Origin of the sequence: Aeoliella straminimaris, from assembly GCF_024054565.1 — a bacterium.
In the GTDB taxonomy this organism is placed as follows: Bacteria; Planctomycetota; Planctomycetia; order Pirellulales; family Lacipirellulaceae; genus Aeoliella; species Aeoliella straminimaris.
This window is the reverse complement of the sequence record NZ_JAMXLR010000073.1, coordinates 96,750-111,783: the sequence shown is the minus strand read 5'-3', so window position 1 is coordinate 111,783 and position 15,034 is coordinate 96,750. Positions and strand designations below refer to the sequence as shown.

Here is a 15,034-nt window from a genome sequence, read left to right as displayed (position 1 = left end):
CCGACCCTTTTCTGTCATGAACGAACGAACCACGCGTCTGCGTCAGTCCAGCTTGGACGTCTCTCCTGCCATCTCTGCCGAACGAGCCCGGCTGATCACCGAGTTCTACCGCGAACAGGACGGCAAGCACTCGGTACCGGTGATGCGGGCCAAGTCGTTCCTGAACCTCTGTCAGCAGAAGACAATCTACCTGGGGCCGGACGAGCTGATCGTCGGCGAACGTGGTCCGCGACCAAAGGCCGTGTCGACTTACCCCGAACTGACGTGCCACTCGCTGGACGATCTGCGGACACTCAATAGCCGGCCGAAGACGCAGTACTCGGTCGATCAGGAGTGCCTCGACACCTACGAGCACGAGGTCATTCCGTACTGGCGCGAGCGGACGATGCGTGACAAGATCTTCGCTGCTCTGTCGCCCGAATGGTGCGATGCCTACGAGGCGGGTCTCTACACCGAGTTCATGGAGCAGCGGGCGCCGGGGCACACCGTGCTGGACGACAAGATCTATCGCAAAGGGATGCGCGACTTTCAACGCGACATTGCCCAAGCTCTAGAGGCCCTCGACGCCACAAGCGATGGCAACTTTTACCAGAAGCGCGAACAACTGCGGGCGATGGACATTACCTGCGACGCAGTGATCCGATTTGCCGAGCGGCACGCCGAACTGGCCGACGAGTTGGCCCGAGGCGAAGCGGATGCACAGCGGCGGGCGGAACTGGCGAAGATCGCCGATGTTTGTCGCCATGTGCCGGCCCACCCGCCGCGTGATTTTCACGAAGCCCTGCAGGCGTATTGGTTCTGCCATCTGGCGGTGATCACCGAGCTCAACGGCTGGGACGCTTTCAGCCCGGGTCATCTGGATCAGCACCTGTGGCCATTCTATCAGCAGGGTCTCGCCGATGGCTCGCTCACCCGCGACACGGCCCGCGAACTGCTCGAGGCGTTCTTCGTCAAGTTCAATAACCACACCGCGCCGCCTAAGGTGGGTGTCACCGCGGCCGAGAGCGGTACTTATACGGACTTCGCCAACATCAACCTGGCAGGGTTGCTACCGGATGGTTCGGATGGCTCGAACGACTTGACGCACCTGCTGCTCGAAGTGATCGACGAGATGCACCTGCTGCAACCCAGCAACAACGTGCAACTATCGCGCAAGACGCCCGACGCCGTGCTGAAGCACGCCCTGCGGGTGCTCCGCAAAGGGTACGGCTTTCCTTCCATCTTCAACGCGGACGCGGTGGTGGAAGAGCAGGTCCGCCAAGGCAAGTCGCTCGAGGACGCCCGCGCCGGCGGGTGCAGTGGCTGCGTCGAGACGGGGGCGTTCGGCAAGGAGGCTTACATTCTCACGGGTTACTTCAACCTGGTGAAGGTGCTGGAACTCACGCTGCACAATGGTGTCGACCCGCGAAGCGGCAAGCAACTGGGACCACAAACGGGGTCGGTGGATACCTTGGGTTCGTTCGACGAACTGTTCGACGCTTTCTGCCGCCAGTTGGAGCACTTCCTGGAGATCAAGATTCGCGGCAACCAGATTATCGAACAGATGTACGCCCAGTTGATGCCAGCGCCATTCCTGTCGGTGATCACAGACGACTGCATCAAGAAGGGCAAGGACTACAACGCGGGGGGTGCGCGGTACAACCACACGTTCATTCAGTTCGTTGGCATCGGCAGTCTGACCGACAGCCTCGCGGCGATCCAGCAGTTGGTGTTCGACAAGCAGCAATTGTCGCTAGAGGAGCTTTGCGGCGTGCTTGATACCGATTTCGCTGGGCATGAGCCGCTGCGGCAGCAGTTGCTGCATCGCACGCCGAAGTATGGCAACGACGACGACTACGCCGACACGCTAATGCGCCGCGCATTTCAGGCGGTGTTCGATCGCGTGGATGGCCGACCCAACACCAAGGGGGGTCGCTACCAGATCGAGATGCTGCCGACGACATGCCACGTGTACTTTGGCTCGGTCGTGGGAGCCACCGCCGATGGCCGCCAGGCGGGGCTGCCGCTGTCCGAGGGCATCTCGCCCGTGCAGGGGGCCGATCGCCACGGGCCCACGGCCGTGGTGCGTTCGGCTGCCAAGATGGACCACATCAAGACGGGCGGCACGCTCTTGAACATGAAGTTCACACCCAGCCTGCTGCAAGACGAGACCGGCATCAACGCCGTGGCCAGCCTGGTGCGGGGTTACTTCAAAATGGACGGGCACCACGTGCAGCTGAACGTCGTGCAAGCCGAGACCCTGCGCCGCGCCCAGGCGAACCCCGCGGCGCACCGAGATCTGATCGTTCGCGTGGCCGGCTACAGCGACTACTTCTGTGACCTGTCGGAAGAACTGCAGGAGGAGATCATCGCCCGTACCGAGCACATGGGGTTTTGACCGATCTCGGGTGCAACCTGGTGGTCTGCCATCCCAATTACAGATCGAAGTTAAACGTCCGCGCGGCGTAGCGGTACAGCCGCTCCCAGAGGGTGCGGTCGGGGATGGCGATCTTGGCCATGCCCACCAGGCCCACCCGCAGGCGATCCTGGTCCTGCGGCAACAGGGCGTAGGCGAAGTAGTGCGGCGTCAGCGGACGCGGCACGCCCTGGGCGTCCATCTGAGCGGGAAGCGGGCCGCCGTTCAGGCTCGACAGTCGGCTGGGAGCGACCGGCACCTCCTTGCCTTTCTCCACGTCGCGAATCTGGCTGGTGTAGTACTCGATCTTCATCAGGTTGTCGGCCGTCGACTGGTTCAGCAGCACGTATACGGTCTGGCCCACGGTTACCTCGGAGGAAAAGTCCTGCTCGATCAGCATGCGCGCTTCCAGCACCGACGGGTCACCGATACTGCAGAACTTGGTGCCCGTTTCGAGCGTGGCGCCAATGTTTCGTTTGTCGAGCGGTGTACCCCACCAGGTTTTCAGCTGGCCTTCGGTTTGCTTGGGCTCGGGCACCAGTTCCGGCGGAATGATCACACCCGAGCGAGGCGCGCGAATCGTCAAGCGGTCGAGGTTTTCGTGCTGCAGCTCGAGCTGCGACTGGATGGTATCGATGCGTTTGGCGGTGGAGGAGATTTCGCTCTCCAGGCCCTGGCGGTCTTTGCTGTTGGCGACACTGCGGAGCGTGCGGAGCGAGTTGAGCCGCGCCTTGCTCATCTCCAGTTGGCCCTCGAGTTCCAGCACGGCCACTTCGAGTTCGAGGTTCGACAGCTTGGCCAGCACCTGGCCCTTCTCCACATGTGCACCAGGCTCGATGCCTTCGGGCACCTCCTCCAGCACGCCATCGACACGGACCATAACGCTCTCGAAGTCGAGCGGCTGCACCACCAGGTCGGAATAGACATAGGCCGGCAGTGGAATGCTCATCACGCCCACGATCGCCACGATTACCACCGCCGTCGATACTGCCAGTCGCCAGCGTTTCACTTTCCCTAACCTCCCAGGCACCTTGAAATACTTGTACAGCTTCCAGATCGGCATGACCACCAGTCCGTAGATGGACATCAGGGCGATGGCCTGCCCCAGGATCTTGAGTCCGTAGGGCTCGAAGATCTTGTTGAGAAAATACAGAATCGAGAGCAGCACCACCCAGCGATAAAGGGCCGCCGCCACGCTGTACAGGGCGAAGAAGGCCTGGTTGCGTTGCGGCAGGAACGGATCGTCCGGCGGCTCGATGCCCAGGCACCATTGGCCGAGCTTGCGGCTGAGGATCGACGTAGCTTTCTGGCGGAGATTCGGAATCTCGATGATGTCACTCAGAATGTAGTAGCCGTCGTAACGCAGCAGCGGGTTGGCATTGAACAGGATGGTGCTGACAGAGCTGACGAACATCACATTCAAACAGATGTAATTCAACAGGCCCGGCTCGCTGAACCACCAGATGAACGTACAGATCGAGGCCAGCACGAGCTCTACGTACATACCGGCAGCGCCAATGGCCGCGCGATGCCAGCGGTTGGGCAGCATCCACGAGTCGGAAACGTTGCAATACAAACAGGGCGTGAGCACCAGGAACATGACGCCGATTTCGTGGCACTCACCGCCGAAATACTTGCAACTGAGCCCATGCCCGAACTCGTGCAGAATCTTGGTGCAGGCCAGCACGGCGGCCATCAGTAGCCAGTTTTGGGCGGAGAAGAATGCCTCGAACGAGGGAAGCTTCGATTGAAACACGTCGAACTGCACTAGAATCAACAGCGCGGCCGACGTGATCAACAACAGGTTCAACACCAGCATCTGCTTGGTCCAGAACCACCAGAAGTAGCTGTGCAGGACGTTCAGGATGCGATCGGGGTCGATCCCCTTGAAGCGAATGGCCAGGATGTTGCTGAGGCTGGCAATCCGCTGCTTGCCCACCTTCTCGTCGCGAATCTTCTTGAGCTGCACCCCCTGCCCGCCCGAGCTGGTAATCACCAGGCCGCTGCGATGCAGCATGCCGATGAACTGCTGCAGTTCCTCGGTACGAATGGTCTGCGGTGGGAATTCGGCTTCGAACCGCTCGGCAATCTCGTCGAGGCTGGCCTGGCCGTCCAGCATCTGCAGGATGGCGAACTCTTCTTCCTCGAAGCGGAAGTACTGCAGGCCCACCGGGTCTTTCACCACCCAATAGATGCGTCCCTGGTAGCGCTGCTTGCGCGCTTCGAGATCGGGCCGCGCCCGAATGGGGAGCGGCCTGGACGAACTCGAAACCAGGCTATCGGCAAGCGTTGTGGAAGGCACGGGAGGTGGGAAAATGTGTTATCGGGATAGCATTCCTATCCATCGCGAATCGCCGCGATGGGCTACGACGAGCAGCGAGCAGCGATGAACGCCAAATCCATTAGCACGTTCTCTCCGCTCATCGTCCTTCGTTCATCGCCCGGCGTTCCACGCTGGGGAGTCCTTCGATGCGGCTGGTCATGGCCTGGTTGGCGGTGCCCAGATGGATGGTCATCGTGGCCTTGAGACCGGGATACAGGGCCCAGCGTCCGCGGTCGACATGGTTGGGCACCTTGGCGACCACGCGATAGGTGAAGTAGCCTTCGTTGCGGGCCTGCTGCTCGACATAAGTAATGCGGCCCTTGGCCTGCTCCAAGCGTCCATGGCCCACATGGACCTCGATAGTGACTTCGCAGCCGTCGACTTCGCGGGGATCGTACTTCTCCAGGTTCACGTAGCCATCGCACTGCAGAACGTCGTAGCGAACAAACTTCAGAATTGGCTCGCCGGGGTCGACCCACTCGCCCTGCTTGCGAAACAACTCGACCACCTGACCGCTGAACGGAGCGGTCACCCGGCGGCGCGTGATTTCCAGGTCGGCGGCTTCGGTCTCGACCTTGGCGACCCGCCAGTCGCTGATGGCCAGTTGGCGGTCCTTGAAGGCCTTCTTGATCTGCAGCTTGGCGCGCGTCAGCTCGAGTTCCTTGGCCCGCAATTCGGTGGGGGCCACGACCCCTTCGACACCGGCGTTGTTGGCCGCGCGAAAGTCGATCAGATCGGCCTCGGCGGCATCGGCCGCGGCCTCGGCGTATTCCTCTTCCACTTTGTCCGTCGCTCGATCGGCAGCCGCTTGTTGCTTCTGTTGGGCCACGCGAAGCTGCATTCTGGCTTCGATGTCGTCCAGCTTGGCGATCACCTCTCCCTCTTCGGCGATGGAGCCTTCGTGCACGTTCAGCTGCTCGAGCATGCCCGCCTTGATGGCGGAGATCTCAATCTCGTTCTCGGGCAGCAACGACAGTTGGCAGTCTTCGATCACCGGGTTACCGCTGTCGGCCGACTGGGCTAGCAACGTCGACGCCGACAATCCGATCAGGAGGGCCAGGGCGGTAGTTTTCATGTCTGCCTCGCTTTCATGCGAAGGGGCGACGCCCAGGGGCGGCGCCTAGGTTGCTGGTAGTAATGAACGAACAGCAGTCAGTCTGCCGCTCCGGCCTGCGTGCAGTGCTACCACAATTTGAACGACGACTTGACGAAGAAGTCGATCGCGTCGTGTAGGTAAACGTATCCAATCGACTTCTCGCCGCAGTGAACTTTGGCAATGGCCTCGGTCCCCACCTTGGGGTCGGCGCCGTGCAGGATTTCGCGAAGCCGCGTTAGCTCGCCCTCGTCAAAGTTCACACGCATCAATACCGTGTTACCTTCCTCGCCGCGGGCCTCGGCCGTCGTTTCGATAAAATCGACATGCCCGTGCAACAGTTCGTTGGGCTGCGTGGCCAGGTAGAAGGTGACCTCCAGCTTCTTGTCCTCATTCTTCGCCTCGCGGGCCGCGTCGGCAATGTGTCGCATCCGGGTCTCGGGCATCAGTACTTCCAGGTACCAATCGCCCGTCAGGTCGGCCACTTCCAGCAGCATTTGCCCGCGGCCAATGGGCCGATTGTCCAACTGTTCGATCTGGCTCTTGCCGGTAATCACGCGGCCGGCGATGGGGCTGTTGATCTGGAGCCGATTGATCTGCTCCATCACTTTGTCGATCTGCCCCTCGATGCTCTTCTTTTGAATTCGCAAGTTGTTCAGCTTCGAAGCCAGTTCCACATTGTCACTGTCCTGGCGACTGCCACTTCGGCCGGCCCCCCTGGCCTGGGATATTTCGGCAATGATCTCGTCAAGCTTGCCTTGCAGGGTGGCCATTTCCTTGTCCAGATCGAGACTCGACATCACGACCAGCGGCTGATCGGCCGAGACTTCCTCGTTGTACTCAACGAGTACTTTGCTGATCTCGCCATCGGCCCGGGCGTAAACGCCCTGCAGCGTTGTGGGCCGCAGGCTGCCGTCGCCCTCCAAGTTGAAGTCGGTCTTGTAGAATACGGCCCCCGCAATCACCCCCAACACCAGGGCGGTGATGCCCAGTGTTTTCCATTTGGTCTGCCCACGGAACAGCGAGGTGGCCTTGCCCAGTGTCTTCCACACGGGCATCAGGAACAGGCTGTTGTGCTCCAGGGCGTTGGCCAGCGCCGTGGCGCTATGGGTCCGCACCACGTCGACGCGTTGCGTATAACCTTCGCTGGGCGTGGTGTCGACCATCTGCTCGACGATCAACGCGCCAATCACGTCGCGGCGTTTCTTTTCGTTGGGCTGACCTTCCTGCACGTCCCGCTCGGGGCGGAACAGCGGCAGGATCGCCATGCTCTTGGTATGCGATTCGTCGACGTAAGCGTCCAGCGTCCTTTCGACCTGCGGCGCCAGGTCCGAGGTGTCGCCCGTGTACCACACGTCTTCGGCAGTCTTGGTGACGGCGCGGGCCACGCGATTGAGCAGCGACACCACGTTCGAACGTTTATCGAACGTGTCCTGGCCACTAACGGCCTCGACGATGCACTTGCTGCCGCGCTGGATGGCGACACTCACTCGGTCGCAACCAATCAACCGGCGACCTTCGTTGGCAATGGTATAGGCCGCCTCGCGGACATCCAGCGTTTCGTGCGCCGAGCGGGTGAACGATTCGAGTTGCTCCCACAGGCTTTGCTTTTCCGCCAGGTGCCGCAACCGGCGACCGCGGAGAAACTCGCCCGCCAGGTCGCAGGTCTGCTGCAGGAACCGCAGGTAACCGCGCTGCGTGGCGGGGCGGGCGCCGGGGCGTTGGAACACCTCGACAATGCCCTGGGGGCCCTGGTCGTTGTGCACGGGCACCATCACCAGCAAGAAATCGGTGGGATTCGCCGCGGCGTGCTCGTCGCCATCGTCGGTGCCCATGGCCGAGCCGGAGTGCGGAGCGACCAGCAACCCCTCTTCCGAGGTAAGCGATCGCTGCAGCAACCGTCCATGCTGTTCCTGCCCGATGGGATTCTCGACCAGGCCGGTGTTCCGCAGATTGATCTGGTAAGTGAGCTGCAGCCCGGTGGGAGACAGGGACCAGACGGCACCGCCGGCCGCCGCGAGAGCTTGGACCACTTTGTTGAGGAACTCGTCGTAATACTGCTCGATCGAGGCATCTGTCCGCGATAGCTCTGCTATCTGCTGAACGATCGACTGAATCTCGCGTTTGGCACGTTGTACATCTTCCGGATCGACCGACACGGACGACTCACTGGAACGGGGCGCGTTGGAATATTCAGTGCTCACAGACTATTAAATGTAATCGCAAGCTTGCAGTTGCGGCGAGCATGTGGCGCAACTTAGGTCGTGGAATTCGGGCCCCAAAGCGGTCAATCGGCATTTTCGGCACCTTCGGAACAGTCCAACAAGGCTCTAGGCACTAACTCACTGGACTTGGCCGAGGAATCGGCGATACTATTAAAGATTGTATTTTTCCGGTGATAGCGGTCCACGCCAAACGTCGGTTGGATCCAGATTTCACCAACGCTCAACGGAGATCCCCGCACTGCCAGGGGAACAGCAAGTCTATATGTCGAAGCAAAAGGAAGAGGCCCTGGAGGTAGAGGGCACCGTCACGCAAGCACTGGCAAATACGCGATTTCGCGTCGAGATCGAAGGCGGACACTTGGTCACAGCCCACGTCGCTGGTCGCATGCGCAAGCACTTTATCCGTATTGTACCGGGCGATCGAGTTCGTGTTGAGCTTTCGCCGTACGATTTGACCAAAGGCCGCATCACCTACCGCGAGCGCTAAGAGCGCGCTTGCCGCCAGATCGCTATCTACGCGTGTGGCCCCCTCTGGGTCGCCTGCCGCCTGCTCCGCTGCGCCATAGTGTCCAACAGTGTCCATTTGGCGGAGGTCGGAATTCGCCAATCGAGACACCTCTGTCGGTTGGGTGCCCAGAGTTGTGCAGAATCGCTATAATCCCGCAAAATTCCCAAACCACCGGCTGACGCCGGGGGTAAGTATTCTCGGCCGTTCAAAGTTCGACCTGCGAACTACAACGTCTTACATGGCGTAGACTTGGGAACGTCCCTCAGAGCGGCGACCGTCGTGATGAACCCGGCGTCGTGGCCGATATTTTTCAAACCACAGGAGCACCACCGTGCCTAACTTCCTGCTTTCGAGCACCGCATTTCGAATGCTGGCTTGTGCCGTCGCCGTGGCGACGGCCCCGCTGCTGGCCCCCGCTGCCCAAGCCCAATCCGATGCCGCCAAGCCAGTGGCCATCGTGGGCGTGACCGGATACGACGCTCTGGTGAGCGATATCGACTATCTGGGTCAGTTTGGCGGCCAGGTCGGCGCCGGCAAGCAACTCGACAACATGCTGCAGCTTTTCACCCAAGGTAAAGGCCTGCAAGGCGTCGACAAGACCAAGGCCTGGGGCGTCATCGTGCACGTCGACGGCGCTGTGGTCTGTCTGCCGGTTACCGACCTGGATGCCGTGCTCGGCCTGGTCGAGGGCTTCGGCATGACCACTTCGGAAATGGGCGATGGCATCACCGAAATCGAGATGCCCAACCAGAGCATGTACGTCAAGAAGTCCGGCAATTGGGCCTTCGCCTCGGCCAAGCCCGAGATGCTGGAAAATGCCCCGGCGGATCCTGGCGACATGTTCGACAAGATGACGACCGACTACGACATTGCAGCTCAAGTGATGGTGCAGAACGTGCCCGAGATGTTCCGCATGATCGCCATCCAGCAGCTTCGTGCTGGGGCCGAACAGGGCCTGCAGCAGAATCCGGGCGAGTCGGACGAAGCCTACCAGGCCCGTCGCGAGTCGACCGAGGCCAGCATCGATCAGATCGAACAGTTCATCAACGACCTGGACGAACTGACGGTAGGCTTCAACACCGATGCCGATAAAGGCAACGTGATTCTCGACTTCACCTACAGCGCCGTGCCGGACACCCAGCTGGCGCAGGGCATTGAAGTGTACAAGGACGCCAAGACGTTGTTTGCCGGCTGCCTGAAAGATGGTGCGGCCGTCACGTTCAATGCTTCGGTCACCACGCCGGCCGACCTGCTCGACGACTACAAGGCTCAGATGGAAGGCCAGATGGCTTCGATGCGTCAGCAGGCCATGAATGGCATCGACCAGAAGCTGGGCGACCTGAACGAAGAAGCACGCGCAACCTTGAAAGAGGCCGTCAACGATCTGCTGGACGCCCTGGAAGCGACTGCCATGTCGGGCAAGATGGACATGGCCGGTCACGTCGCCGTTCAAGATGGCAAGCTGACCGCCGTGACTGGTGGCTACACCAAGGAGCCCGGCAAGGTGGAAGCCTCGCTGAAGAAGCTCTCGGCCTTGTTGAGCGATGGCCCCGAAGTTCAGTGGAACGCTGATTCGCACGGCGACGCGAAGATTCACACGCTGTTGATTCCGATCAACAATCCAGATGAGCAGGCACTGTTTGGCGAGAGCCTGGAAGTGGCCGTCGGTATTGGCCCCGAGCAGTTCTACGTGACCGCTGGCCCCGGTGCCGTCAGCATGCTGAAGGAGGCCATGGACACCTCGGGTAGCTCGGCCACGCCGATCACTCCGGTCCAGTTCTCGCTGGCACTGACCCCCATCCTGGAGTTGATCGCTAAAGTCGAGCCGAACCCCGCCGCTGACGCCATGCTGAATGCCGTGGTGACCAAAAGCGAGGGCATGGACTCGGTGCACATTACGGCCATCAACACCGATGGCAAGCTGCGTACCCGGCTCGAGCTGGAAAAAGGCGTCCTGCACGCCATTGGTGCTGCCGTGATGGAAGCCCGTCGCCAGGGTGCGGGCGCCGGCTTCTAGTCGCCCTCCGCAGACGAGAAAATCGAACCTTTCCAGCGGCGCCGGAGTCCTTCCGGCGCCGCTTTTTCATGCGCGGCCCCTGGTGGCACTGACGGCGCTAGTTTACGGTTGGCGATAGACGTGCTGCCGTGGTGCGTCTCCCCCCTTCCGCAGGTCCCCAACCGCCTACGCCCCATGACACCGCTCGTTCACGAGATCGCCGGCCTGGCCATTCCCGAACTCGCCCAACAGTTCGGCACCCCGCTGTATGTATATGACGCTCGGACCATTCTCGAACGAATTGGTCACCTCGCGGCCTTCGACGTGGTGCGGTATGCCCAAAAGGCCTGCTCGAATATTGCCATCCTCGATCTGGTGCGGAAGAACAACGTGCTGGTCGACGCGGTGAGCGCCGGCGAAATCCATCGCGCCATGGCAGCCGGGTACAAGCCGGGCTTCAACGACCCGCCCGAAATCGTCTACACGGCCGACATCTTCGACCATCAGACGCTCGACATGGTCGTTGAGTTGGGCGTGCCCGTGAACTGCGGCTCGCCCGACATGATCTCGCAGTACGGCCAACGGGCCCCCGGCAATTCGATCACGCTCCGCATCAACCCCGGCTTTGGTCACGGGCACAGCCAGAAGACCAACACCGGCGGCGAGCAATCGAAGCATGGCATCTGGCACGAGCAAATCGAAGACTGCATCGAACGCGCCAACGAGCATGGCCTCACCATCGCGGGACTGCACATGCACATCGGCTCGGGCACCGACATGGAGCATCTGAGCCAGGTAAGCTCGGCCATGGAGCAGGCGGCATTGGTCGTTGGTTCGAGCATCACTTCGATCAGCGCCGGCGGCGGGCTGCCCACGCCCTACCGCGATGGCGACGACCTGGTCGACACGGCCGCCTACTACGAACAATGGGACGCCACCCGCGGACGCCTGGCCAAAGAGTTCGGCCACCACGTTTCGCTCGAGATCGAGCCGGGCCGCTACCTGGCGGCAGAGAGCGGCTACCTGGTGGCCGAGGTGCGAGCCGTCAAGCAGATGGGCGGCAATCGCTACTACCTGCTCGACGCGGGCTTCAACAACCTGGCCCGCCCCATCATGTACGGTTCGTATCACCCGATGGCCGTCTGCCCGGCCAATGGCGACACGGAGCGGGCACATCAACAGGTGGTTGTCGGCGGCCCACTGTGCGAGTCGGGCGACATCTTCACGCAAGAAGATGGCGGCTTCGTCTCGAGCCGCTCGCTACCCGAGGCCCACGTAGGCGACTACGTGGTGATTGGCTGCGCCGGGGCCTACGGCCACACGATGGCCAGCAACTACAACTCGAAGCCTCTTACGGCCGAAGTGCTGATCTCCGATGGCTCCCCTCACCTGATTCGCGAGCGTCAATCGCTGGACGACTTGATCCGTCACGAACGGATACCGGGGTAAAGGTCGGGCAGGTAATTAGATTCGCCTCATGACCGAGTCGATACGTGCTGCGCCCGTTGCCAACCCGATGATGGCGACGACCGTGTCGCGTACCAACCGGGTGGCAAATCTACGACTTCGAGCACAGATGGATCGTATTCGACAACCTCTCCGAGACCTACGACCGCTGCATTGTCAGGATTAACCTCGCCTCCGTGCAGAAATTGCCATCCATGATCTTCGGCATCGTGAGTGACATACAGAATCGCATCGTCTCCGCTCAAAATCGACCTTAGGGTGATGACCGCAGAGTTCCTGGGTTGGTCGAATGACCACTGCGTATCTGACATGAAGAAGTCCATTTAGTGATGGCTGAATCGCGACCGTCACAGGAAACCTCGGCGCGACCGCAATTTTGACAGTCCACTTACCGGCGGAGTATACTTTGGGAAGGAGGACTTGAGGAACCATGCAAGCCGAATTTCTGAATAGCGATCTCGTCAAACAGCAAGCTTCGATGGCCGGTTTCGATCGGGTCGAAGAGTACGTGGTCCAGCTGATCGAACGAGATCGCGAGCGACTTGCCATCCTCCAAGGTCTTGAAGAGGCTAGAGCCGGTAAGGTTAGGCCATTGGAGGAATTTGATAGGGAGTTTCGCGAGCGACACTCCATAGACATGGACGTAGACATGGACTCCGCGCGGTGAGCTTCCAGGTCGAGATCACACCGTTGGCCGAGTCCGACATGGACGAGGCCTATCTCTGGCGGGCTCAGAATCGCTCACCTGAACAGGCAGGTCGATGGTATCGCGAGATCCTCAGGGTATTGGATACGCTTTCGGAGATGCCCGAAAGATTTTCTTTGTGCGACGAGCCGGAGTTGAAAGAAGAGGAACTGCGGCAAATGCTGTTTGGGCTGGGTGGCAGTACTACGCACCGGATTGTATTCGAGGTTGTCGGACAAACTGTACGCGTCTTGCGGGTGAGGCACACCGGTAGAACGTCGTAAGGTTGACTAAGTAGAGTCCAACCGCTTGAAGCGGCGTGCTAGCTGAGTTAGCTTGTAAGGTCAATTGTCCTCTTTCGCATGCCGCAGGAACCGTCCATGCCCGCCGTCGATACCGCGATTCGCCAAGGAGATTGCATCCAGCTGATGCGCGAGATGCCTGCTGGTTCGATTGACCTGGCGTTTGCCGATCCGCCGTTCAATATCGGCTACGAATACGACACGTATCATGACGAGCAGGAAGACGACGAGTACCTCACCTGGTCGCGGCAGTGGATGGAAGAGATCCATCGTCTGCTGACACCCGAAGGTTCCTTCTGGCTGGCGATTGGCGACGAGTATGCGGCCGACCTGAAGGTGATTGCCGATCGGCAAATCGGTTTCTCCACTCGCAGCTGGGTGGTGTGGTACTACACGTTCGGAGTGAACTGCAAGCGTAAGTTCAGCCGCTCGCATGTGCACATCTTCCACTTTGTGAAAGACCCCGATCGCTTCACGTTCAATGCCGATGATCCGGCCGTGCGGATCCCCTCGGCCCGCGCCCTGGTGTACGGCGACAAGCGAGCCAACCCCAACGGTCGATTGCCCGACGACACCTGGATCCTGCGGCCGCAAGATTTTCAGTCGGACCGCTACGGCTTCGACGCCATGGACGACACCTGGTACTTTGCCCGCGTGGCCGGCACGTTCAAGGAACGACAAGGCTTCCACGGCTGCCAGATGCCCGAACAGCTGTTGGGCCGCATCATCCGCGTGAGCTCGAACCCGGGCGACATGGTATTCGACCCCTTTACCGGCAGCGGCACCACGCTAGCGGTGGCCAAGAAGCTGGGCCGCAAGTTCAGCGGCACCGAGCTTTCCGAAGAGTATGTCCGCTACGCCAGCGAGCGACTCGAGTCGGTGAAAGAGCACGATACACTCGACGGACCGGCCGACGCCATTGCCAGCGCACCGAACACGGCCAACGGTCGGCGGCTGAAAGGTCAGCCGCTGCTGCCCACGTTCCAGAATGCGGACTTCACGCCTCCTGAGCCGGCGCCCGAACAACTGCCCGAGGAGCCGGAACCAGTCGAGCCACAGGCGACGGTCGCGGAGGTGTCCCCTGCCGCAGAGCCCGCCCCCGAGGAACCACCTGCCCCCACGGGCCCCGTGAAGATCAACCTGCGCAAGATCCAGCGAACCGCCGTGGGCAAGGCGTTCCTCGCCGCGTCCAGTGGGCAATCGGTCGACCGCCTGCTGGCCAGCCCCGAACTGCAGGCGGCGTTCCACGAACAGTGCCAACAGTCGGGCCTGTTGGGCAATGGCGAGATCTGGAATCACGAGCTGGTGCGGCTCCGCAAGTCGGGCAAGTTGCCAAAGCAGCCGCGGGCGAAGACCACACCGGTCACGGCCGCCGAGCTCGACCAGTACCAGTTTGCCGCCGAAATTGCCTGGCAGCTGACCAGCGAGAAGTTCGGCATCGAGTCGATCGACGAAATCTTCATCTCGCCCGAGCAAGCCGCCTGGTTCGATCGCCAGGCGGCGCGGTTTGCGCCGGGATTCGACGCGGCCAACTACCGCTGGGCGGCCATCGACTTCCGCAAGAGCCGCCACGCCCTGGCCGAAGAAGCCAAAGCGTACGACTACGTCTTCGCCACTCGCGACTTCCCCAGCATCCGCAAGCCGACCGTCCGCACCGCTGCAAAGTTTGATGGGCAGGCGGGCGTGTACTTGCTGACGGGCAAGGGCCGCACGCCCCTGTTCGTGGGTGAAGCACTCGACCTGGGCGCCAGGATCGCCACGCACGTAATCGCCCCCGGCACCAAGTCGAAGGTCACCGGTTTCGCGGTGATCCTGGAAGACGAACTGCCAAGCAGCGAGTATCGCGCCCCGCTGAAGGTCGATCTCACGAAGCGGTATGAGCCGGAGTGGAACCTGAAGTAGAAGCCCACTCAAGCGAGATCAGTCGCGGATTTGCGCGGATCTAGGCGGATGCACGCAGATGTTTCGGAGAGCTGATCCAGATCATCCACGACGGCACAACGATCACAACGGCGGATTTGGATCGTAGCGGAATGCAGG

10 protein-coding genes are annotated in these 15,034 nt (G+C 61.0%); 7 read left to right on the top strand and 3 right to left on the bottom strand.

What is annotated here, in order from left to right; genetic code table 11:
- Positions 1-16: 16 nt before the first annotated feature.
- A complete protein-coding gene (gene hypD, locus NG895_RS21495; RefSeq protein ID WP_252854595.1) occupies positions 17-2,377 on the top strand; it encodes a trans-4-hydroxy-L-proline dehydratase in 2,361 nt (786 codons plus the stop codon).
- Between the two features lie 37 nt (positions 2,378-2,414).
- Here hypD and NG895_RS21490 read toward each other — a convergent pair whose 3' ends face one another.
- The 3 genes from NG895_RS21490 to NG895_RS30670 form a co-directional block, all read right to left on the bottom strand.
- Positions 2,415-4,697, bottom strand: coding sequence for a hemolysin D (locus NG895_RS21490; protein ID WP_252854594.1), 2,283 nt, complete (start codon positions 4,695-4,697; stop codon positions 2,415-2,417).
- A gap of 118 nt (positions 4,698-4,815) precedes the next feature.
- Complete coding sequence (locus tag NG895_RS21485) at positions 4,816-5,793, bottom strand: efflux RND transporter periplasmic adaptor subunit (protein ID WP_252854593.1); 978 nt, start codon at positions 5,791-5,793, stop codon at positions 4,816-4,818.
- 107 nt (positions 5,794-5,900) lie between these two features.
- Positions 5,901-8,015, bottom strand: coding sequence for an efflux RND transporter periplasmic adaptor subunit (locus NG895_RS30670; protein ID WP_252854592.1), 2,115 nt, complete (start codon positions 8,013-8,015; stop codon positions 5,901-5,903).
- Positions 8,016-8,298: 283 nt separating this feature from the next.
- Here NG895_RS30670 and infA point away from each other — a divergent pair, with 283 nt between their 5' ends.
- The 6 genes from infA to NG895_RS21450 all read left to right on the top strand — a co-directional run bounded on the left by infA (position 8,299) and on the right by NG895_RS21450 (position 14,896).
- Complete coding sequence (infA, locus tag NG895_RS21475; protein WP_252854591.1) at positions 8,299-8,523, top strand: translation initiation factor IF-1; 225 nt, start codon at positions 8,299-8,301, stop codon at positions 8,521-8,523.
- Between the two features lie 352 nt (positions 8,524-8,875).
- Complete coding sequence (locus NG895_RS21470; RefSeq protein ID WP_252854590.1) at positions 8,876-10,561, top strand: hypothetical protein; 1,686 nt, start codon at positions 8,876-8,878, stop codon at positions 10,559-10,561.
- A 174-nt stretch (positions 10,562-10,735) separates the two neighbouring features.
- A complete protein-coding gene (lysA, locus tag NG895_RS21465) occupies positions 10,736-11,989 on the top strand; it encodes a diaminopimelate decarboxylase (protein ID WP_252854589.1) in 1,254 nt (417 codons plus the stop codon).
- A gap of 448 nt (positions 11,990-12,437) precedes the next feature.
- Positions 12,438-12,674 (top strand): hypothetical protein, encoded by a 237-nt coding sequence (locus NG895_RS21460; RefSeq protein WP_252854588.1) that lies wholly within the window; start codon positions 12,438-12,440, stop codon positions 12,672-12,674.
- Positions 12,671-12,976, top strand: a complete 306-nt coding sequence (locus NG895_RS21455; RefSeq protein WP_252854587.1) for a type II toxin-antitoxin system RelE/ParE family toxin — start codon at positions 12,671-12,673, stop codon at positions 12,974-12,976. The genes NG895_RS21460 and NG895_RS21455 overlap by 4 nt, the downstream gene beginning before the upstream one ends.
- A 96-nt stretch (positions 12,977-13,072) precedes the next feature.
- Complete coding sequence (locus tag NG895_RS21450; RefSeq protein ID WP_252854586.1) at positions 13,073-14,896, top strand: DNA methyltransferase; 1,824 nt, start codon at positions 13,073-13,075, stop codon at positions 14,894-14,896.
- The last annotated feature ends 138 nt before the right edge of the window (positions 14,897-15,034 follow it).